Below are 19,877 nucleotides of genomic sequence, written 5' to 3' on the forward strand. Positions count from 1 at the left end.
GGGATGATGGCAGCCCACGGCTGCACTCAACGGCCAGCCGTGGCGGCGTGGCAGATATCGGCAGGCATCATCGCGTCTTCGCCATGAAGGCAGACAATGCCACAGAGGAGGTGGAAGTGAACGAACGCTGCAAAGAGCATTGCGATCACGGTGGTGGCGATGACCGCGGAAAACCCGCGATCATCGAAGGAGGGAAGAAGAGCCTGCATCATTCGAAGACCTTCCCGAGCGAAGCGTAGAGGGTAGGGCGGCTAGACTTCAGCCAGACTGCGAACGCAGCGCCCAACAGGCCGACAAGCGCAATGAGATAGGGGAAGGATGCGACGATCAGGCTTTCCGAGCCGGAGAGCAGCGACAGGTTGGCGCTGACGAGCCCGAGTGCACTGAGAAGGCCAAGCAGGCTGATCGCAGGAGCGATCAGGGTCTTCCAGAGGCTCAAGCCGCTCTTCGCCTTGCGGAAGAAGAGGATGATGGCGACGCAGACGAGTACCTGTACGGCGAGAATGCCGATCGTCGCGAGCGCCGCCATCCACGAGAAGACTACCGCATAGGGATCCTGTCCGCCGATGACGAAGCCCGCCAGGATGACGGCCGCAATGGCACTTTGCACGAGGCCGGCAATATAGGGCGATCCATGCTTGGTGTGCACCGTGCCGAGGACTTGGAGCACGATCCCCTCGCGACCAAGTGCGAAGAAATAGCGGTTGATCGTGTTGTGGAACGACAGCACGCAGGCAAACAGGCTGGTGATCAGCAGGATGTTCATCACCTGCACCGACCAACTGCCCAGCACGGCGCCGGCGGCGTTGAAGAAGAAGGTGTCGAGGCCGGCTTGGGCTGCCCCCGAAACCTTCGACGGCCCGTAATATTGCACGATCGCCCAGGTGGAGAATGCGTAGAAGACGGTGATCAGCAGCACCGCGACATAGGTCGCGCGCGGAATGGTCTTTTCCGGCGTCTCGGCCTCTTCGGCGAAGATCGCCGTTGCTTCGAAACCGATGAAGGAACCGATGACGAAGACGAGCGCCACACCGAGACCCGGTCCAAGCACCGTGGAGGGTGCAAAGGCGGTCAAACCCATGCCTTCCGGTCCGCCGCCGGAAAAGACGATGCCGATATCGAGCAGCAGCAGGATGGCGATCTCGGCGATCATGCAGACGCCGAGAATATGACCACTGAAGGCGATGTTTCGCTGCCCGCACAGGGTCACGATGACGATCGCTGCAAAGGAATAGACCCACCATGGCGCCGTCATGCCGAGCGGCGCGAGAGCCCCGCCGACAAAGACGCCGAACAGTGCGTAGATCGCGATCTGGACGGCGCTATAGGTGACGATCGCCATCATCGCGCCGCCGACGCCGGCCGGTTTGCCGATGCCCTGGGCGATATAGGTGTAGAAGGCGCCTGCACCGCCGACATAACGGCTCATGGCCGTAAAGCCGACGCTGAAGATCAGGTAGAGCAATCCGGACAGCATGAAGGCGCCGGGGACGCCCGCGCCGTTGCCGAATGCGAAGGCGGCGGGTGATGCGCCGACCACTGCCGTCAGCGGCGCTGCCGCCGCGACGACGAAGAAGACGATGTGAAGAAGGCCGATCGAATTCTTCTGAAGCCGGCTTGATGGTTGATTGGGCATGCTCGTTTCGACAGACATGAGAACCCCTCTTTTTAGCTTTTATCAGCTCAGGCTAGGGATTTCGGTCTGGTCCAAGAATTGCAGGATACGCCATAGTTTCGATAAACCGCGCCACGCGGCGCCATGAAGGTGAATTGAATGGCAGGTGCATCCGATTTCAGCAGGCGCCCTCCCGCGATTGCCGCAATTCGCGCCTCCGTGCTGGTCCCTCTGGTGCAGGAACTGGATAAAAAACACGGCAAAACCGACGTTCTGCTTGCCTGTCACGGGGTTTTGCGGTCGCAGTTCGACGATCCCTATGCTTTTGTACCCTTGGCGCGTTACGTTGCCATCTTCGAAGAGGCAGCCGAAATCCTGCGTGAGCCGACGCTTGGCGCACGGCTCGGTATCTCGTTCAAACCGGCCGATATCGGTCCGCTGGGCATCTTGTTTTCCGCTTCCTCGACCATCCGCTCCGCCTTTCAGCGCCTGTCGAAACACGTCGTCGCGCTACAGGGCGTCACGCGCGCCGGCCTGATCGAGGAAGGCGATCATCTGATCTGGAGCTATAAATTGGAAGATCCGCAGCTATGGCCGCGCCATCAGGATACGGAATATTCCCTTGCGGCATCCTGCCAACTCGTCCGCAGTTCCTTCAGTGCATCCTGGCGGCCCGTCGAAATCCACTTCGAGCATGCGGCGCCCCGCGACCGGGAGCCGTTGCAGAGGATTTTTCGCGCGCCGCTTCTCTTTTCGCAGTCCAGCAACCGGATCGTCATGTTAAAGACAGACGCCGACCGCCATTATCGCAACGAAGATCGTGATCTGACCACCATTCTTGAGCGCCATATCGGCGATCTCTCCTCTGGCAATGCCGATCAGGACAGCGTGCGGGAAAAGGTGCTGTCGGTGATCGCCATCTATCTCGGCCACAAGCCGATCACCATCGCAGCCGTTGCCGCGGAGCTGAAGCTTTCGGTCCGGACCCTGCAACGGCGCCTCAGCGAAGAGAACACGTCGGTCCGCGCCCTCGTGCGAGAATATCGTGCGGGGATCGCGCAGCTCTATCTCAGGGCCGGCACATCGGGCTATTCCCGCCTCGCCGACACTTTGGGCTATGCGGACAGCACGGTGTTCTGGCGGGCGTTCAAAGGCTGGACCGGCTTGTCGCCATCGATGATGGCGGCGGAGGGGGAACGTCTGCGGTCGTCCTGAGCTCTTTTTATGCCGGCATCGGCAGAGGCTAGGCCCGTATTGGCGGTGAAGCCTGAAGGTCCTGTATCAACCGCTCGATATAGCCGGCGATGGCGCCGACCATGTCGAAGGAGGTCGGATCGCGCAGCCATAGCATCTGCAGGCCGTCCATCATGGCGATCACCTCGGCGGCGATCGCCGGACAGTCGACATCCCGCTTCACTTCGCCCCGCAGGACGCCGTCTTCGAGCTTCGCCGCGATATTCGCTTGCAGTTGTTGCGCACGATTGCCGAACCAGACCTTAGCCGGATGATTCTGCGTCAGGCTTTCGGCATTGAGGATCGCAAAGGCGCGGACGACCTCCGGAATGCCGGTGTTGTATTTCGCGACCTGGATCAGGCCGAGCAGGAAAGCGTGCCAATTCGCCTGGTCCTTGTCGATTGCGGCCGAACTCTCAAGGTCCCGCTTGTCGAGGATCGCCAGCAGCAGATCCACCTTGGTCGGAAAATGATGCAGCAGGCCGGGAAGGGAGAGGCCGGCATCCTTGGCGACATCTGCGATCGCGGCACTCTGGTAACCTTCCTTGGAGAAGCGGTGCATGGCAGCGGCAAGGATCGCCTCACGCCGCGAAGCGCCCTTGGCGGAGTTTCTCCGCCGTATACCTTCGCCTTGAGTTTCGGTGCCCGGTCCGACGGTCATTCTCTCTTCCCCCGATTTCGTTCCGTTCTACAGCGATTTGCATGCTCCGGCCAACCTGTCGGCACACATCTCTTGACTCTTTAAACAGACCGATTACTCAGTAGGTTTAAGAGTGGAGGATATCTCATGACCATCGTACATGCCAGCCTCGGCAATACGCGTGCCCATCAAACGGGTGCTCCGAGCAAGGCTGTCAGCATTCCGTTTATCGCCGGTTTTGCGCTTGCCAATCTCGGCTTCTTCATTGCCGTGATGACGCCGATCGCCGTCACCCTAGCCATACGCGTGAGCGCGCTCGATCCGGTCGGTAAGGGCGCCAGCCTCGGCGCGATTCTGGGCAGCGGCGCGCTGTTTGCACTGTTTGCCAATCCGATATTCGGGCAGCTTTCCGACCGCACGCGTTCCCGCTTCGGCCGGCGCAGGCCATGGCTCATCGGCGGCGTCATCATGGGCAGTCTCGCCCAGCTCGTGATCGCCTATTCGTCGAGCCTGCTGGTGATCGGCATTGCCTGGTGCGCCGTGCAGGTGGCCTACAACGCGATGCTCGCGGCTCTGGTCGCCGTTGTGCCCGATCAGGTGCCGGAACGGCAGCGGGGCATGATATCGGCGCTTGCCGGCATGTCGGTCTATGTCGCCTTGCTGATCGGCAGCGCCGTCGTGTCGCTGACGGGAACGGGCAGCAATGCCATGTTCCTGGTGCCGACCGCGATCGGTCTCGTCACGATTATCGGCTTCGCCCTGCTGCTGAATGATCGTCCGACCGATAACGAGCCGGCGCCTACAGGCAACCTGTTGGGTGAATTGGCTGCGAGCTTCTGGGTCAATCCGGTCAAGTATCGCGACTTCGGCTATGCCTGGCTCAGCCGCTTCCTGGTGTTCTTCGGCTTTGCGGTGCTGACCTCCTATCAGGTCTATTATCTCACCGACCAGCTCGGCGTCGCCGAGGCCGGCATCGGTCAGACCATGTTCTTCTCGATCCTGATCACCACCTGCTGCGTCGTCGCCTCCTCGATCATCTCCGGCTATCTTTCCGACCGGACAGGACGCCGCAAACCCTTCGTTTTCGCTGCTGCCGCCACCTATGCGCTCGGTATCGCCGTGATCATGATGGCGCCAGGCCTCACCATGTTCTTCGTTGGCGTCGCCATCTCCTCGGTCGGCTTCGGCGTGTATTATGCCGTGGACCAAGCGCTGGTGGTAGATATTCTGCCGGATCGCGAAACGAATGCGGCAAAGAACCTCGGCGTGCTCAACATCGCCAATGCGGTTCCGCAATCGATCGCGCCGGCCATCGCGCCGATCGTGCTCGCTATCGGCTCGGGACAGAATTACACGCTGCTCTATGCTGTGGCGGCGGTCAGCGCCTTCCTTGGCGCGCTGGCGATCGTGCCGGTTCGCGGCGCGCGCTGACAAGATCAATATTTCGGGCGGCAACGCCTGCCTGATGGTCCAGACAGGACCGGGTTAAGATGAGAGGATTCCCTATGATCGACGATATTCTCGACAAGATGACACTGGAGGAGCAGGTGTCGCTGCTCTCAGGCGCCGATTTCTGGACGACCGTTGCAATCGAGCGGCTCGGTGTGCCGAAGATCAAGGTCACCGACGGCCCCAATGGCGCACGCGGCGGTGGGTCGCTGGTCGGCGGCGTTAAGTCTGCCTGCTTCCCGGTGGCGATCGCGCTTGGAGCGACGTGGGATCCGGCGCTTATCGAGCGCGCCGGCGTGGCGCTCGGCGGGCAGGCCAAGAGCAAGGGGGCGTCGGTGCTTCTTGCGCCGACCGTTAACATCCACCGTTCCGGCCTCAACGGCCGTAACTTCGAATGCTATTCGGAAGATCCGGCGCTGACGGCCGCCTGCGCCGTCGCCTATATCAAGGGCGTGCAGAGCCAGGGCGTGGCGGCAACGATCAAGCACTTCGTCGCCAACGAGTCCGAGATCGAGCGGCAGACGATGTCGTCCGATGTCGACGAGCGGACGCTGCGTGAAATCTATCTGCCGCCCTTCGAGGAGGCGGTGAAGAAGGCCGGTGTGAAAGCCGTCATGTCCTCCTACAACAGACTGAACGGCACCTATACGAGTGAAAACCCCTGGCTGCTGACGAAAGTGCTGCGCGAGGAGTGGGGCTTTGACGGCGTTGTTATGTCCGACTGGTTCGGTTCGCACTCGACGGCCGAGACCATCGATGCCGGGCTGGATCTGGAAATGCCTGGTCCTGCGCGGGATCGCGGCGAAAAGCTGGTTGCGGCGGTCCGGGAAGGCAAGGTAAAGGCCGAGACCGTGCTCGCTTCGGCACGGCGCATCCTTCAGCTTCTCGAGAGCGTCGGTGCCTTTGAAAAAGCCCCGGATCTCAGCGAGCATGCGCTGGACCTGCCGCAGGATCGTGCACTGATCCGCCAGCTCGGTGCGGAGGGCGCCGTGCTCCTGAAGAACGACGGTGTTCTGCCGCTTGCAAAGTCCTCCGTCGATCAGATCGCCGTCATCGGGCCGAATGCGGCCTCCGCCCGCGTCATGGGCGGCGGCAGCGCGCGGATTGCCGCGCATTATACGGTGAGCCCGCTGGAAGGCATTCGGGCGGCGCTCTCCAACGCCAACAGCATCCGCCATGCGGTCGGCTCCGCCAACAACCGGCTGGTCGATCTTTTCAGCGCTGAGATGACAGTAGAATATTTCAAGGGGCGCGGTTGCCAGGGACAGCCGGTTCATGTCGACGCGGGAGACAAGGGTGAATTCTTCTGGTTCGATCTTCCGGCCGAAGCCCTCGATATCACCGATTTTTCCGCCCGGATGACGGGAATCTTCGTGCCCGAGGAGAGCGGCGAACATGTCTTCGGCATGACCAATGCCGGTCTTGCCCGACTCTTCGTCGATGGCGAGCTCATCGTCGACGGCTATGAAGGCTGGACGAAGGGCGAGAATTTTTTCGGGACCGCGAATGACGAACAGCGCCGGCCCAAAGTCCTCGAAGCTGGCCGCCGCTATCGGATTGTCGTCGAGTATGAAGCGCCGAAGGCGAGCCTTGATGGCATCAACATATGCGCGCTTCGTTTCGGGATCGAAAGGCCCCTTGGCGATGCCGGAATAGCGGAAGCCGTCGAAACCGCCCGCAAATCCGACATGGTCCTGCTGCTCGTCGGCCGTGACGGCGAGTGGGATACGGAAGGCCTCGACCTGCCCGACATGCGTCTTCCCGGCCGGCAGGAGGAACTGATCGAGAGGGTTGCCGGAGTCAATCCGAATGTGATCGTGGTGCTACAGACCGGGGGACCAGTCGAGATGCCCTGGCTCAGCAAGGTTCGGGCGGTGCTGCAGATCTGGTATCCCGGCCAGGAGCTGGGCAATGCGCTCGCGGATGTCCTCTTCGGGGATGTCGAGCCTTCGGGACGCCTGCCGCAGACCTTCCCGAAGGCACTTGCCGACAACTCGGCCATTACCGGTGATGCGACGATCTACCCCGGACAAGACGGCCATGTCCGCTATGCTGAAGGGATTTTCGTCGGCTATCGGCATCACGATACAAGAGAGATCGAACCACTCTTCCCCTTCGGCTTCGGTCTCGGCTATACGCGCTTTACCTGGGGTGCCCCCCAACTATCCGGAACCGCAATGGGGCCGGATGGTCTTACGCTGACAGTCGATGTCACCAATATCGGCGACAGAGCGGGGTCGGATGTGGTGCAGCTCTATGTTCACTCTCCCAACGCCAGGGTCGAGCGACCATTCAAGGAGCTGCGTGCCTTTGCAAAGCTCAAACTGGAGCCGGGCGCGACCGGTACGGCGGTGCTGAAGATCGCTCCTCGCGATCTGGCTTACTTCGATGTCGAGGCCGGTCGTTTCCGGGCGGATGCCGGAGAATACGAGCTGATCGTTGCCGCAAGCGCCACCGATATCCGGGCAAGCGTAAGTATTCACTTGCCGGTCGATCATGTGATGGAGCGATAAACCCGGTATGTCATAGGGATCGCGTCGTCTGCCAGATCGCGGGCGATGTGATCCCACGTGGCGACGGGTCGCGTAGTCGCCTTGCAGCTCAACTCCTCCCCGCGCTGATCGCCTCGGCAGATTGCATCGACGCTTCAAGGACAGTGTTGCAGCAACTGCGTGCGATCTCCCATCGTGACGCGTAGCTTGTCGCCCTCTGTGGCAACCGTGATCTGTTCGGGTCGTTCAACGCCATCCAAAGTGCATTGCATGTCCGTACTGAAGACGGTTTGACGCTGCTTCCAGCCGACGATCTTGCATTCAAGGTCCACGATTCTGAGCCGGTCGCCGTCATGAAAAATGTATGTCTCTCCCGACAAATGGGCGCATGAGCGTGCCCATATGCCGGCAAACAGCTCATCGGCAACCATTGCTGTCGGCATCCCCAATCCTGCAAACACAATAGCGAGCCACGCGAGCATCCGCTTGCTGTTGTTTTTCCTGGGGAGTTGTCGTGACATCCGGCAGTCCTCTACAATTCGGTTCCGGACTGCACCATCTGCAGCGCCTGTCTTGCCTCGGGAAAGTCGGGCTTCAGGCGCAACGCTTCCTCGAAGTCCGCTGTGGCCCTGGCGATGTCGCCCTTGCGGCCAAGGGCAATTCCCCGGCCGTAATAGGCCGTTGGAAAGTCTGGTTTAAATGTTATGGCTGTGCTGAAATCGACAATCGCCTCATCAAGCTTGCCCAATTGAACATAGACTTTCGCGCGATTGAAAAGCGCCACGACCTGCTTCGGATTGAGAGTCACCGCCCTATCGAGGTCGGCGAGCGCCTTGTCGAATTGCTGCATGCGGAAGAAGGTCTCTCCACGCCCGTTGTAGAAGTCGACGTTCTTGGGATCGAGCGCGATGGCCCGATCGAAATCGGGAATGGCGCGATCGAACTGAGATTGCAGCGAGAAGAGAACACCGCGGCCGCCATAGGCATCGCCGGAATTCGGAGCGATCTGGAAGGCCTTGTCGAAATCGGCCATGGCGAGATCGTATCGGCCGATCTTGGTATAGGCTGCTCCGCGTCCGGTATAGGCCTGCACATAGCTGCTGTTCTGGATGGCATGGGTGAAATCGGGAATCGCATTGGCATAGTCACCCTTCTCGTAATAAACGACGCCGCGGTTGAGGTAGGATACGACCCGGTTGTTATCGAGCCCGATGGCCTGGGTGAGGTCGGCAATCGCCTTGTCGTATTGGCCAAGACGGAGATAGGTCATGCCGCGATTATGGTAGTGGTCAGGCTTCTGCGGCCCGAGTGCAATGGCCCTGTCAAAATCGGGAATGGCACGTTCGAATTGCGATTGGCGCAAAAACATGGCGGCGCGATTGCCATAGGCATCGTCGGAGTTGGGATCGATTTGCAGGGCCTTGTCGAAATCGGCCAGGGCGAGATCATATTGGTCGTTCAGCGCATAGGCCGATCCACGCCCAATATAGGCCTGCACATAGTCGCCCTTGAGCTTGATGGCAGAAGTGAAATCGGCAACTGCCCTGGCGAAGTCGTCCATCTGGAGATAGACGCTGCCGCGGCCTTTGTAGGTTTCGGCCCGTTTCGGGTCGAAGCGGATGGCTTCGGTAAGATCGGCGAGCGCCTTGTCGTACTGGCCCAGGCGGAAATAGATGACGCCGCGATTGTGGTAGGCGACAGGATTCTTGCGGTCGAGCCGGAGATAGCCTTCGAGCCGTGATAGATTAGCCTCGTCCTGCTCTACCGTCGTGGCTTGCTCCTGCGCCAGCGCGGGAGCCGCTGCGAGACATAAGGCGAGGATCGCGAGACCCATCTTCTTCACCGAAGCTCCTCCCTGCCATGCGGATATCAGGCGCACGCAGCTCCCAAATGCGATTTCCTCGCACCGCTGTCAGCCGTCCATGTCCCGAGACTCGTTGCGGCACCAGGAGCATCTAAGGGCGATATTCATTGGTCGCGCCAAGGAAGTCTCGGGAGGCATACTCTGAAAAGTTGAGCTGCATGAGTCAATTCTAAATTATTGATTGCCGCACGTCGTTTGGCAAGAGAGTTCTTCTCGAGCCCGAGTTTGATTTTTGATATCTTCTATTGGATGCAGGCGAATGGCCCGCATTCTGCGATGCAACCTACCAAGACGCCAACAGGCGGCGGGCTGATTGGCCTGCCGCCTGTCGAATTCCGATAAGGCTTGTGCGGATGCCGACGATACAGCTTCTGCTGCTGCTAGAACAGCCGCTCCAGCCAGCCATGCTTGTCAGGTGCACGTCCGTTTTGAATGTCGAGCAGTGCTGTCTTCAGACGTGTTGTCACCGGACCTGCACCTCCATCACCGATGGTGAAGTTGTGCGTGCGGCCCTTTAGCTTACCGATCGGTGTTACCACTGCAGCTGTGCCGCAGGCGAAGGCTTCCCGTAGCCGGCCGCTGGCTGCATCCGCCTGCCACTGGTCGATCGCATAGGGCTCCTCGCGCACCGTAAGCCCGAGCTCGCGCGCCAGTATGATCAGGGAATCGCGAGTGATGCCCGGCAGGATCGTGCCGGTCAGCGGCGGGGTCTGGAGCGAGCCGTCATCGAAGACGAAGAAGACGTTCATGCCGCCGAGTTCCTCGACGAAACGACGCTCTACTGCGTCGAGGAAGACGACTTGGTCGCAGCCTTCTTGGGTCGCTTCCGCCTGCGCGGAAAGGCTTGCCGCATAGTTGCCGCCGCACTTGGCTTCGCCGGTGCCGCCAGGGGCGGCGCGCGTATAATTCTCCGACAGCCAGATCGTCACGGCCGATGCGCCGCCCTTGAAGTAGGCGCCGACCGAGGAGGCGATGACGCAATAGATATAGTCGGAGGAAGGCTTTACGCCGAGCAGGCTTTCGGTCGCGATCATGAACGGCCGCAGGTAGAGTGCAGCGCCGTCGGTGGTCGGTATCCAGTCCCGATCGATCTTGACCAATTCTCGCACGGACTCGAGGAAGAGCTCCTCCGGCAGCGGCGCCATCGCCAGCCGCGTGGCGGAGTTGCGGAAACGCCGCGCATTGGCGTCGGGACGGAAGAGCGTGGCGCCGCCGTCAGGCAGGCGATAGGCCTTCATGCCCTCGAAGATTTCCTGGCCATAGTGGAATACCAGCGTCGCCGGATCGAGATTGAACGGCTTGCGCGCCTCGATCTTTGCGTCATGCCAGCCGCGGCCCTCGGAATAGCGGATCGTCGCCATGTGATCGGTGAAGACGCGACCGAAACCGGGGTTCTGGAGCAGCGCTTCGCGCTCGCTGGCCGGAACGGGGTTCGAATTTCTCTCAAATACCAGGGTCTGCGGGCCGCTGTCACTCATCGTCTATTCCTGTCTATTCCTCATTCGTGGCGGGTCGATTCCCCGCTCGCTCCTGAAGCGTGGTTTAGCCTAAATCGAGTGGCATTTGTTTGCTTTTATATTTGTCCAGGTGAAAGTTTTCGCGTTCTTCCGCTCATTTTCCGACATTTCTAGTATTTTCTGCTAGCGATGAGTGCTGATTGGACTGCCGCCAACGGGCTGGATGCCGTCGATCGGCGAATTTCGCGGGCGCTTCAGTAAGCCTGTCGATGCCGAACAGGTGCGGTAAGCAAACGTTGAACTATGAGCTCCGAAGCATTGGACAGTCACGAAGGGCTGAGTCCGGTCGCCCTTGGGCAACAGCGCACTTTCTTCCGGAATTACCGATCCGCTTGCCTCTCGGGGCTTCTGCTGGTAGTGAGCGCTCCCGCAGCTTTTGGAAAGCTCAGGTATCCGGTCGCAGCCCACCCGGTCAAAACAAGGGATCATAGATTATGAAGACCATCGTCGTCTGCTCTGGCGGACTGGACTCCGTTTCGCTCGCCCACAAGGTCGCCGCGGAACAACAGCTTATCGGCCTCGTCTCGTTCGACTACGGCCAACGGCACCGCAAGGAGCTGGATTTTGCCGCCGCCTGCGCCAAGCGCCTCGGCGTGCCGCATGAGATCATCGACATCACCACCATCGGCAAACATTTGACCGGCTCGGCGCTCACCAATGATGTCGATGTGCCGGATGGGCACTATGCCGAGGAAACGATGAAGGCGACCGTCGTTCCCAACCGCAACGCCATCATGCTGGCGATCGCCTTCGGTCTTGCCGCCGCGCAGAAGGCCGATGCTGTCGCGGTTGCCGTCCATGGCGGCGATCACTTCATCTATCCGGACTGCCGGCCCGGCTTCATCGATGCCTTTCAGCAGATGCAGAACCAGGCGCTGGACGGCTATGCCAGCGTTTCGCTCTACGCGCCCTTTGTCATGGCCTCCAAGGCTGACATCGTGACGGATGGCGCTCGCCATAAAACGCCCTTTGCTGAGACCTGGTCCTGCTACAAGGGCGGTGAGCGCCATTGCGGCCGTTGCGGCACCTGCGTCGAACGGCGCGAGGCCTTCCATCTCGCCGGCGTAGAGGATCCGACGGACTATGAGGATCCGGATTTCTGGGTGACGGCGACGTCCGGCTTTTCGGCCCAAGAGGTGAAGTGATGTTCCGCATTACCAAGGAATTCCACTTCTCCGCCTCGCATCAGCTCACGCATCTTGCCGACGATCATCAGTGCGCCCGGATGCATGGGCACAATTATATCGTCGAGGTCGAGCTTTCGGCCGCCGAGCTCGACGCCAATGGCTTCGTGCGCGATTATCATGAGCTCGCACCCCTGAAGCGCTATATCGACGATAATTTCGATCACCGTCATCTCAACGACGTTCTCGGCCACGGCCGCGTCACCTCGGAATGTCTGGCCAAGCATTTCTACGACTGGTGCAAGGCGATGCTGCCCGAGACCTCGGCCGTGCGCGTCAGCGAAACGCCGAAGACATGGGCGGAATACCGGCCATGAGCGAGGCACGCGAGGCCCGGATCCGCGTCAGCGAGATATTCGGGCCGACGATCCAGGGCGAGGGCATATTAATCGGCCTGCCGACCGTGTTCGTACGCACCGGCGGCTGCGATTATCGTTGTTCCTGGTGCGATACGCTGCATGCCGTCGATAGCGACTATCGCGATCAATGGCAGCCGATGTCGGTCGATGAAATCTGGCAAGACGTGATCCGGCTTTCCGGGGGTAAGCCGCTGACGGTCTCGCTGTCTGGCGGCAACCCGGCGATCCAGCCGCTTGGGCCGCTGATCGCCCGTGGTCATGGCGAAGGCTATAGCTTCGCGCTGGAAACACAGGGGAGTGTGGCCAAGGAGTGGTTCGCCGATCTCGATACTCTCGTGTTGAGCCCGAAGCCACCGTCGAGCGGTATGGTGACCGATTGGGCCGCATTCGACGACTGTCTGCGTTTGGCGGCGGATAAGCCGCAGGTGGCGCTGAAGATCGTCGTCTTCGATGACCGCGACTATGCCTATGCGCGCGAAGCCGCCGCCCGTTATCCGCATCTGCCGGTCTATCTCCAGCCCGGCAACCATACGCCACCGCCGCCCGACGCGGACGACGCGAGGATCGACATCGACGGGATCATGGACAGGATGCTTTGGCTCGTGGACAAGGTGACTGCCGACCGGTGGTTCGAGGCGCGCGTTTTGCCGCAATTGCACGTCCTGCTCTGGGGCAACAAGCGCGGCGTCTGATCTTCCGCGCCTGTGCCATCGCGGCACGGCGTTCAGGCTTGGATAGCATTTTCGAAACGCGCCCTGGGGATGAAGCGTCATTCCACGTTGCCGTGACAGCTCACGGGATGCCATGTTGGAGCACATCTGCGGATGAGATACCGACAAGAATCATCGACGGGAGGGATACTTGAAACACTTCATCGCCATTTGCGCCATCGGATCATCGATTGCCTTTGCGGCCCATGCGGCGGAGCAGCCGACGCTCTCAGCCCGTGAGGCCAAGACGCTGACGTCGGACGGGCTTTCGTTCAAGGACCTCAATCGCAACGGCAAGCTCGATCCCTATGAGGATTGGCGCCTGCCGGCTGCCGAGCGCGCCGCCGATCTTGTCGAGCAGATGACACTTGAGGAAAAGGCCGGCCTGATGATGCATGGCACGGCGCCATCCGTCGGCGCTGGTGCCGGCATGGGCGTCGGCTCCGAGTATGATCCCGACCGAGCCCGTGACATGATCGACCGGCGGAAAGTCGTTACCTTCATCACCCGGCTTGGTGGCGATCCGGCCGTTCTGGCTGGAGAGAACAACAAGCTGCAGGAAATCGCCGAGGCGGGCCGTCTCGGCATTCCGGCGACGATCAGCACCGACCCGCGCAATCACTTCCAGTTCGTGCTCGGCGCGAGCGTGTCGTCAGGCGGCTTTTCCAAATGGCCAGAGACCCTGGGATTCGCGGCCATCGGCGATGCGGCGCTCGTCCGCCGGTTTGGCGACATTGCCCGCCAGGAATATCGTGCCGTCGGCATTCAGGAAGCTCTGTCTCCCCAGATCGATCTCGCCACCGAACCCCGCTGGCCGCGCATCAACGGCACCTTCGGCGAGGATGCGCAGATCGCCAAGACCATGGCCGAAGCCTATGTGGCCGGTTTCCAGAATGGTGAGGACGGTATCAACCGCGACAGCGTTATCGCCGTCGCCAAGCACTGGGTCGGCTATGGCGCGGCGAAAGACGGCTATGACAGCCACAATGCCTATGGCCGGCACGCCACTTTCCCCGCAAATGATTTCGCCGAGCATCTGATCCCCTTCGAGGGAGCCTTCAAGGCGAAGGTCGGCGGCGTCATGCCCACCTATTCGATCCTCGACGGCGTTACCATCGACGGCAAGCCGCTGGAACCAGTCGGCGCGGGATACAGCAAGCAGCTTTTGACCGATCTTTTGCGTGGACATTACGGTTTCGATGGCGTCGTCCTCAGTGACTGGCTGATCAGCAATGACTGCAAGGACGCCTGCCTCGACGGCGAAAAGCCGGGCGTGAAGCCAACACTGAATGAGGAAACCTTCGGCATGCCCTGGGGCGTCGAGGATCTGAGCCGCGTCGATCGCTTTGCAAAAGCCGTCAATGCCGGCGTCGACCAGTTCGGCGGCGTGACCTCCTCGGATCTTCTGGTTGAAGCGGTGAAGGAAAAAAAGATCAGCGAGGAGCGTCTCGATCAGTCGGCGACCCGGATCCTGGTCCAGAAGTTCGAGCAGGGACTGTTTGAGAACCCCTATGTCGATCCGCAAAAGGCCCGCACGATCGTCGGCAACCCGACCTTCGCAGCCGAGGCAACCGCCGCGCAGGCCCGCGCCATGGTGCTGCTCGACAACAAGGCCAAGCTTCTGCCGGTGAAGGACGGTAAGAAGGTATTCCTTTATGGCGTCGATCCGAAGGTGGCATCCGCCCGTGGTTTCACGGTCGTGGCGAGCGCCCACGACGCCGACTTCGCGCTAGTGCGGCTGAATGCACCCTATCAGCAGCCGCATATGAACTACTTCTTCGGTTCCCGGCATCAGGAAGGCGACCTCGATTTCAAGGACGGCAATGCCGATTTCGAAGCCTTCAAGAGTGCGGCCAAAGCGGTTCCGACCATCGTCACCGTCTATCTGGCGCGGCCGGCGATCCTCACCGGCATTCGCGACCAGGCTGGGGCCATCCTCGGCAATTTCGGTGCCAGCGACGAGGCTCTGTTCGATGTGATCGAAGGAAAGCAGAAGGCGGAAGGCAAATTGCCTTTCGAGCTTCCCTCCTCGATGGCCGAGGTGCTGGCGCAGAAGCCGGATGTCCCGCACGACACGCTTCATCCGCTCTATCCGATAGGCTACGGGCTGGCCTATTGATAGAAGCGCCATGATCTGGATCAGAGGCCGTGCAATTATGGGCCTCTGATCGTGCCGGCAAGGGCCATAGTTGCATTGGCGGCATCTCACGGCTAAGTATCTTGGTACGCCATAATACGGCTCACGAACAACGGCCTCATGATGACGGCCGATGTTCGTGACAAAAGGTGATGTCTTCGAGACCGGAGTGCAGGGATGAATGATGATTTGCGGGGCGCGGCAATTCGGGTGGAGCGTCCGGCGAAAACCTTGCGTGAGCTGGCGCTCGACAAGGTCCGCGAAGCGATAGTCAACGGGTATTTTCGCCCTGGTGACCGTCTGGTGGAGCGCGATCTCTGTGCTCAACTGGGTGTCAGTCGTACGATCGTGCGCGAAGTTTTGCGCCACCTCGAGTCGGAAGGCCTTGTCGCCAACCTGCCGAACAAGGGGCCGATCGTCGCGCTGCTTGATCTTGGCGAGGCGAAGCAGATCTATGAGATCCGTGGCGCGCTTGAGGGCATGGCGGCGCGGCTTTGCGCCGAACAGGGTAATCCCGCAATTGCCGATGCCCTGGATAAGTCATTGCAGGATATCCGCAACAGCTATCAGGACAAGGATATGCCGGGCGTCCTCGCGCATACCTCGTCCTTCTATCAGACGCTGTTCAGCATGGTCGATCGCCATGTAGCCTGGGGAGTCGTCAACCTCCTGACTGTTCGCATCAATCATCTGCGCTCGATGACGATCAAGACGGAGAACCGTGGCGTCCAGGGTCCGGCACAAATGGCCCGTATCGTCGATGCCATTCGCCGCGGCGATGGGCCCGGGGCTTATCAGGCCGCAATGGATCATGTCGCCAGTGCCAGCGCCATTGCCGAGGCGGTTCTGTCCGGACAACAATCGATCGACTGATCGGTCGCGGGCTGTGTTCCCGCAAGATATTTCCCCGAATACGAAAATGGGTCGGCTTCACGAGCCGGTTTGCTGGCGTTCAAAATTGCGCCTGAAAACGAGCTGTCAGCTTGACACCGCACTTTGTTCAATGTGACGGTATGCCATAATTAAGAATACCAAGGTGGAGCGTCAATGAACTGGGATGTCGCCGTGGACCGTGCCCTCGTTTGAGAGCGGGCGGCTAGGTCTGTTTAGGCATCAATTTGTTGTTATTGTTGGATTTATCGAAAGGCTATCGCGGATTTTTCGCGATCCGCAGAAAGCTGCTTGACAGTTTTGTATGATGGCATACCATCATATGTAATATCGAAAGCGAGATAGCCCATGACCCTTCAAATCCGAAAGACCGTGCTGCAGATCGAAACGACGCTGATTGAGGGCGGGAAGGCAGCGGCCGTTCCGCTGAAGCTGTTTTCCGCGTTGGCGGTCGTCAAAAATCCCTGGGCGGGTCGCGGTTTTGTCGAAGACCTGAAGCCCGAGATCCACGCGGTCGCCCCGGTTCTTGGCGAGTTGCTGACGAAGATAATTATTGAGGCAGTCGGCTCGGGCGAAGCGGTCGAAGGCTACGGCAAGGCGGCAGTCGTCGGTGTCGACGGCGAGATCGAACATGCCTCGGCGCTCATCCATACGCTCCGCTTCGGCAATCACTATCGCCAGGCGGTTGGTGCCAAGTCATACCTCGCCTTCAGCAACACCCGCGGCCCGGCCAGCGCGCCGATCATGATCCCGCTGATGGACAAGAATGACGAGGGCCGTCGCTCGCATTACCTGACGATCCAGACGTCCATTCCCGATGCGCCTGCCGCCGACGAGATCGTTGTGGCCCTTGGCGCTTCAGTCGGAGGCCGGCCGCATCACCGCATCGGCGACCGATATCAGGATCTGAGGGACTTGGGGCAGGACGTCGCCAATCCCGCTGGCGTTTGAAGGATTTGGGCGCCGGGATGTCGACAGTGGAAACCATAGCGCAACACGGTGCCGACGAAGCTACGGCGAAGGGCTTGTCCCGCAGCAGGACGGCAAGTGGCACGGCCTATCATGAGGTCGGCAGCGGCGAGCCGCTGGTCCTCATCCATGGCGTCGGTATGCGTCTTGAAGCCTGGGCGCCGCAGATATCAGCCTTCGCGCGGACGCATCGCGTCATCGCCGTCGATATGCCCGGACACGGCGAAAGCAGCAAGTTGCCGGCTGTTAGCCCCCTCGAGGCGTTTGTCGATTGGTTCGGGGGTTTCCTGGATGAAATGGCACTCAACGGCGCAAATGTTGCCGGGCATTCGATGGGTGCATTAGTGGTCGGCGGAAGTGCTGCCACGTTCGGCCTCCGTATCAAGCGTGTTGCCTATCTGAATGGCGTCTACCGCCGCGATCCCGAAGCGAAGGCGGCGGTTCTTGCGCGTGCGGCGGCAATTCCGCTGACGGGCGTCGACAAGGAGGGGCCGCTCGTGAGGTGGTTCGGCGATGATGCGCAAAGTGTGGTCGCGCGCGACTTGACGCGCAACTGGCTGAGCCTCGTCGATCCGCAAGGCTATGCGACGGCCTATGCCGCCTTTGCCGGCGGCGACGCGACCTACGCGGATCGCTGGCCGGACGTGCATGTGCCGGCCCTGTTCCTGACCGGCTCGGACGATCCCAATTCGACACCGCAAATGGCCGAGCAGATGGCGTCCATCACGCCGAAAGGCTGGGCAAGGATCGTCGAGGGCCATCGGCATATGGTGAATTTGACGGCGCCGGAGATCGTGAATGGGTTGCTCGCCGAGTGGCTCGCATGCGGGGAGGATGCAGGATGACGATAGAGCAGTTGGATCCCAGAGCGCTGCGCGACGCCTTCGGTGCCTTTCCGACCGGGGTCACGGTGGTGACCACGCGCGACCAGGCCGGAGTGCCGATCGGCTTCACGGCAAACTCGTTTACCTCGGTGTCGCTCGACCCGCCGCTTCTGCTGGTTTGCCTGGCAAAGACATCCCGCAACTTCACGGCGATGACGAGTGCGAGTTCCTTTGCGATCAACGTGTTGTCGGAGACGCAAAAACATATATCCAACACCTTCGCGCGGCCGGTCGAAGACAGGTTCGCAACCGTGGAGTGGGCGTCGGGCTCCGCTGGCTGTCCGATCCTGGCCGATGTCGCGGCCTGGTTCGAATGCACTCTGGAGCAGGTCATCGAAGCCGGTGATCACGTTATCCTGATGGGGCGGATCGTTTCTTTCGAGAACAGCGGCCGCAACGGATTGGGCTATGTCCGCGGCGGCTACTTCACGCCGATCCTCGCCAGCAAGGCCGTCTCAGCGGCGGTGGAAGGCCATATCGAGCTGGGTGCGGTTGTGGAGCGCCATGGCGAAGTCCTTCTCCTCGGCGAGGACGTTCTTTCCCTGCCGGGCTGTGACGGCAAGGATGGCAGCCCGGGCGACCTCCTGCGGGATTATCTGGAAGAACTCACCGGGCTTTCGGTAACGATCGGCTTTCTCTATTCGGTCTATGAGGGCAAGAGCGACGGAAAGCAGCACATCGTCTATCGTGCCTTCGCGTCTGATGGCGAGCCGCGCAACGGCCGCTTCCTGAAGCCAGAGACCTTGACCAAGGCCCGTTTCAAGACGAGTTCGACAGCCGATATCGTCGCGCGTTTCGCGGTCGAGAGCCAGATCGGTAATTTCGGCGTTTATTTCGGCGACGAGACCGTCGGCACGGTCCGCCCGGTCCCAGCAAAGGCGGCGCAGCCATGAAATTCTCTCTCTTCGTTCATATGGAACGTCTCGACGCCGGCCAGAGCCACAAGAGCCTCTATGAGGAGTTCGTCGCGCTCTGCGAGATTGCCGACAAGGGTGGCATGCATGCCATCTGGACGGGCGAGCATCACGGCATGGATTTCACTATCGCGCCCAATCCCTTCGTGACCATCGCTGATCTTGCGCGCCGCACATCGCGCGCAAGGCTCGGAACGGGGACGGTAATCGCGCCCTTCTGGCATCCGATCAAGCTCGCCGGCGAGGCGGCCATGGCGGATATCATCTGCGATGGCAGGCTCGACATCGGCATTGCGCGCGGCGCCTATTCCTTCGAATACGAGCGCCTGCTGCTGGGGCTCGACGCCTGGGGTGCCGGCCAGCGGATGCGCGAGCTCATCCCGGCGGTCAAGGGTATCTGGAAGGGCGACTACGCCCATGACGGCGAGTTCTTCAAATTCCCCTCGACCACATCGGCACCTAAGCCGTTGCAGGAGCCGAACCCGCCGATCTGGGTGGCTGCGCGCGATCCGAATTCACACGAGTTCGCCGTTGCCAATGGCTGCAATGTCCAGGTGACGCCGCTCTGGCAGGGCGATGAGGAAGTCGAAGGGCTGATGGGCCGCTTCAACGATGCCTGCGCCAAGCATTCGCAGATCGAGCGGCCGAAAATCATGCTGCTGCGCCACACCTATGTCGGCTCAACCGAAGACGACATTGCACAGGCAGCGCACGAGCTGAGCGTTTATTACAATTACTTCTTCGCCTGGTTCAAGAATGAGAAGCCCGTCAAACAGGGCCTGATCGAGCGGATCCCCGAAGAGGAGATCAGCGCGAACGCGATGCTCTCCGATGCGGTCATGCGCAGCAACAACGTCGTCGGCAATGCCGAGACCGTCATTGCCCGCCTGAAGGCTTATGAAGCCCTTGGGTATGACGAGTATTCCTTCTGGATCGATACGGGCATGTCCTTCGAGCGAAAGAAAGCCTCGCTGGAGCGCTTTATCGCCGAGGTCATGCCGGCATTTGCGGAGTAAAGC

The 19,877-nt window shown here is 60.6% G+C and carries 18 protein-coding genes; 12 read left to right on the forward strand and 6 right to left on the reverse strand.

Annotated elements, in window-relative coordinates; genetic code table 11:
* Window positions 1-26: 26 nt before the first annotated feature.
* On the reverse strand, window positions 27-212 hold the full coding sequence (locus AB6803_RS00310) for a hypothetical protein (protein ID WP_371106982.1): 186 nt from the start codon (window positions 210-212) through the stop codon (window positions 27-29).
* A complete protein-coding gene (locus AB6803_RS00315) occupies window positions 209-1,654 on the reverse strand; it encodes an APC family permease (protein ID WP_371106983.1) in 1,446 nt (481 codons plus the stop codon). The genes AB6803_RS00310 and AB6803_RS00315 overlap by 4 nt, the downstream gene beginning before the upstream one ends.
* Before the next feature lie 120 nt (window positions 1,655-1,774).
* Between AB6803_RS00315 and AB6803_RS00320 the strand changes: the two genes are divergently transcribed.
* Entirely contained in the window at window positions 1,775-2,830 is a 1,056-nt protein-coding gene (locus AB6803_RS00320; RefSeq protein ID WP_371106984.1) for an AraC family transcriptional regulator, read from the forward strand.
* Window positions 2,831-2,858: 28 nt separating this feature from the next.
* On the opposite strand, the gene AB6803_RS00325 is transcribed toward AB6803_RS00320, so the two are convergent.
* Window positions 2,859-3,509 (reverse strand): TetR/AcrR family transcriptional regulator, encoded by a 651-nt coding sequence (locus AB6803_RS00325; RefSeq protein ID WP_371106985.1) that lies wholly within the window; start codon window positions 3,507-3,509, stop codon window positions 2,859-2,861.
* A gap of 126 nt (window positions 3,510-3,635) precedes the next feature.
* Here AB6803_RS00325 and AB6803_RS00330 point away from each other — a divergent pair, with 126 nt between their 5' ends.
* Both AB6803_RS00330 and AB6803_RS00335 read left to right on the forward strand, forming a co-directional pair.
* Window positions 3,636-4,919 carry an MFS transporter gene (locus AB6803_RS00330; protein ID WP_371106986.1) on the forward strand — a complete coding sequence of 428 codons (1,284 nt, stop codon included), beginning with the start codon at window positions 3,636-3,638 and terminating at the stop codon, window positions 4,917-4,919.
* 74 nt (window positions 4,920-4,993) lie between these two features.
* The gene (locus tag AB6803_RS00335) at window positions 4,994-7,450 is read left to right on the forward strand and encodes a glycoside hydrolase family 3 C-terminal domain-containing protein (RefSeq protein WP_371106987.1); all 2,457 of its coding nucleotides are present in this window, start codon (window positions 4,994-4,996) and stop codon (window positions 7,448-7,450) included.
* A gap of 134 nt (window positions 7,451-7,584) precedes the next feature.
* On the opposite strand, the gene AB6803_RS00340 is transcribed toward AB6803_RS00335, so the two are convergent.
* The 3 genes from AB6803_RS00340 to AB6803_RS00350 all read right to left on the reverse strand — a co-directional run bounded on the left by AB6803_RS00340 (window position 7,585) and on the right by AB6803_RS00350 (window position 10,771).
* Entirely contained in the window at window positions 7,585-7,950 is a 366-nt protein-coding gene (locus tag AB6803_RS00340) for a hypothetical protein (protein WP_371106988.1), read from the reverse strand.
* 11 nt (window positions 7,951-7,961) lie between these two features.
* On the reverse strand, window positions 7,962-9,263 hold the full coding sequence (locus AB6803_RS00345; protein ID WP_371107677.1) for a tetratricopeptide repeat protein: 1,302 nt from the start codon (window positions 9,261-9,263) through the stop codon (window positions 7,962-7,964).
* A gap of 410 nt (window positions 9,264-9,673) precedes the next feature.
* Window positions 9,674-10,771 (reverse strand): branched-chain amino acid aminotransferase, encoded by a 1,098-nt coding sequence (locus AB6803_RS00350; RefSeq protein WP_371106989.1) that lies wholly within the window; start codon window positions 10,769-10,771, stop codon window positions 9,674-9,676.
* Window positions 10,772-11,244: 473 nt separating this feature from the next.
* Between AB6803_RS00350 and queC the strand changes: the two genes are divergently transcribed.
* The 9 genes from queC to AB6803_RS00395 all read left to right on the forward strand — a co-directional run bounded on the left by queC (window position 11,245) and on the right by AB6803_RS00395 (window position 19,874).
* Window positions 11,245-11,955, forward strand: a complete 711-nt coding sequence (gene queC, locus AB6803_RS00355) for a 7-cyano-7-deazaguanine synthase QueC (protein WP_371106990.1) — start codon at window positions 11,245-11,247, stop codon at window positions 11,953-11,955.
* Window positions 11,955-12,311, forward strand: coding sequence for a 6-carboxytetrahydropterin synthase QueD (queD, locus tag AB6803_RS00360; RefSeq protein ID WP_371106991.1), 357 nt, complete (start codon window positions 11,955-11,957; stop codon window positions 12,309-12,311). The genes queC and queD overlap by 1 nt, the downstream gene beginning before the upstream one ends.
* Complete coding sequence (gene queE / locus AB6803_RS00365) at window positions 12,308-13,045, forward strand: 7-carboxy-7-deazaguanine synthase QueE (RefSeq protein WP_371106992.1); 738 nt, start codon at window positions 12,308-12,310, stop codon at window positions 13,043-13,045. Before queD ends, queE begins: the two co-directional genes overlap by 4 nt.
* Before the next feature lie 169 nt (window positions 13,046-13,214).
* The gene (locus AB6803_RS00370; protein WP_371106993.1) at window positions 13,215-15,182 is read left to right on the forward strand and encodes a glycoside hydrolase family 3 N-terminal domain-containing protein; all 1,968 of its coding nucleotides are present in this window, start codon (window positions 13,215-13,217) and stop codon (window positions 15,180-15,182) included.
* Between the two features lie 195 nt (window positions 15,183-15,377).
* Window positions 15,378-16,073, forward strand: a complete 696-nt coding sequence (locus AB6803_RS00375) for a GntR family transcriptional regulator (RefSeq protein ID WP_371106994.1) — start codon at window positions 15,378-15,380, stop codon at window positions 16,071-16,073.
* A gap of 366 nt (window positions 16,074-16,439) precedes the next feature.
* Window positions 16,440-17,042 carry an amino acid synthesis family protein gene (locus AB6803_RS00380; protein ID WP_371106995.1) on the forward strand — a complete coding sequence of 201 codons (603 nt, stop codon included), beginning with the start codon at window positions 16,440-16,442 and terminating at the stop codon, window positions 17,040-17,042.
* Window positions 17,043-17,059: 17 nt separating this feature from the next.
* Window positions 17,060-17,905, forward strand: a complete 846-nt coding sequence (locus AB6803_RS00385; RefSeq protein ID WP_371106996.1) for an alpha/beta fold hydrolase — start codon at window positions 17,060-17,062, stop codon at window positions 17,903-17,905.
* A complete protein-coding gene (locus AB6803_RS00390) occupies window positions 17,902-18,837 on the forward strand; it encodes a flavin reductase (protein WP_371106997.1) in 936 nt (311 codons plus the stop codon). Before AB6803_RS00385 ends, AB6803_RS00390 begins: the two co-directional genes overlap by 4 nt.
* Window positions 18,834-19,874 carry an LLM class flavin-dependent oxidoreductase gene (locus AB6803_RS00395; RefSeq protein ID WP_371106998.1) on the forward strand — a complete coding sequence of 347 codons (1,041 nt, stop codon included), beginning with the start codon at window positions 18,834-18,836 and terminating at the stop codon, window positions 19,872-19,874. Before AB6803_RS00390 ends, AB6803_RS00395 begins: the two co-directional genes overlap by 4 nt.
* The last annotated feature ends 3 nt before the right edge of the window (window positions 19,875-19,877 follow it).

Origin of the sequence: Rhizobium sp. RCC_161_2, assembly GCF_041355235.1 — a bacterium.
GTDB lineage: Bacteria > Pseudomonadota > Alphaproteobacteria > Rhizobiales > Rhizobiaceae > Rhizobium.

What these genes read in the sequence shown, in the direction of transcription:
- queE (WP_371106992.1), top strand. Translation starts at nt 12,308, where the DNA reads ATGAGCGAGGCACGCGAGGCCCGGATCCGCGTCAGCGAGATATTCGGG.
- AB6803_RS00380 (WP_371106995.1), top strand. Translation starts at nt 16,440, where the DNA reads ATGACCCTTCAAATCCGAAAGACCGTGCTGCAGATCGAAACGACGCTG.
- AB6803_RS00325 (WP_371106985.1), bottom strand. Translation starts at nt 3,509, where the DNA reads ATGACCGTCGGACCGGGCACCGAAACTCAAGGCGAAGGTATACGGCGG.
- AB6803_RS00335 (WP_371106987.1), top strand. Translation starts at nt 4,994, where the DNA reads ATGATCGACGATATTCTCGACAAGATGACACTGGAGGAGCAGGTGTCG.
- AB6803_RS00375 (WP_371106994.1), top strand. Translation starts at nt 15,378, where the DNA reads ATGAATGATGATTTGCGGGGCGCGGCAATTCGGGTGGAGCGTCCGGCG.
- AB6803_RS00350 (WP_371106989.1), bottom strand. Translation starts at nt 10,771, where the DNA reads ATGAGTGACAGCGGCCCGCAGACCCTGGTATTTGAGAGAAATTCGAAC.
- AB6803_RS00395 (WP_371106998.1), top strand. Translation starts at nt 18,834, where the DNA reads ATGAAATTCTCTCTCTTCGTTCATATGGAACGTCTCGACGCCGGCCAG.
- queC (WP_371106990.1), top strand. Translation starts at nt 11,245, where the DNA reads ATGAAGACCATCGTCGTCTGCTCTGGCGGACTGGACTCCGTTTCGCTC.
- AB6803_RS00340 (WP_371106988.1), bottom strand. Translation starts at nt 7,950, where the DNA reads ATGTCACGACAACTCCCCAGGAAAAACAACAGCAAGCGGATGCTCGCG.
- AB6803_RS00320 (WP_371106984.1), top strand. Translation starts at nt 1,775, where the DNA reads ATGGCAGGTGCATCCGATTTCAGCAGGCGCCCTCCCGCGATTGCCGCA.
- AB6803_RS00390 (WP_371106997.1), top strand. Translation starts at nt 17,902, where the DNA reads ATGACGATAGAGCAGTTGGATCCCAGAGCGCTGCGCGACGCCTTCGGT.
- AB6803_RS00315 (WP_371106983.1), bottom strand. Translation starts at nt 1,654, where the DNA reads ATGTCTGTCGAAACGAGCATGCCCAATCAACCATCAAGCCGGCTTCAG.
- queD (WP_371106991.1), top strand. Translation starts at nt 11,955, where the DNA reads ATGTTCCGCATTACCAAGGAATTCCACTTCTCCGCCTCGCATCAGCTC.
- AB6803_RS00385 (WP_371106996.1), top strand. Translation starts at nt 17,060, where the DNA reads ATGTCGACAGTGGAAACCATAGCGCAACACGGTGCCGACGAAGCTACG.
- AB6803_RS00310 (WP_371106982.1), bottom strand. Translation starts at nt 212, where the DNA reads ATGATGCAGGCTCTTCTTCCCTCCTTCGATGATCGCGGGTTTTCCGCG.
- AB6803_RS00345 (WP_371107677.1), bottom strand. Translation starts at nt 9,263, where the DNA reads ATGGGTCTCGCGATCCTCGCCTTATGTCTCGCAGCGGCTCCCGCGCTG.
- AB6803_RS00330 (WP_371106986.1), top strand. Translation starts at nt 3,636, where the DNA reads ATGACCATCGTACATGCCAGCCTCGGCAATACGCGTGCCCATCAAACG.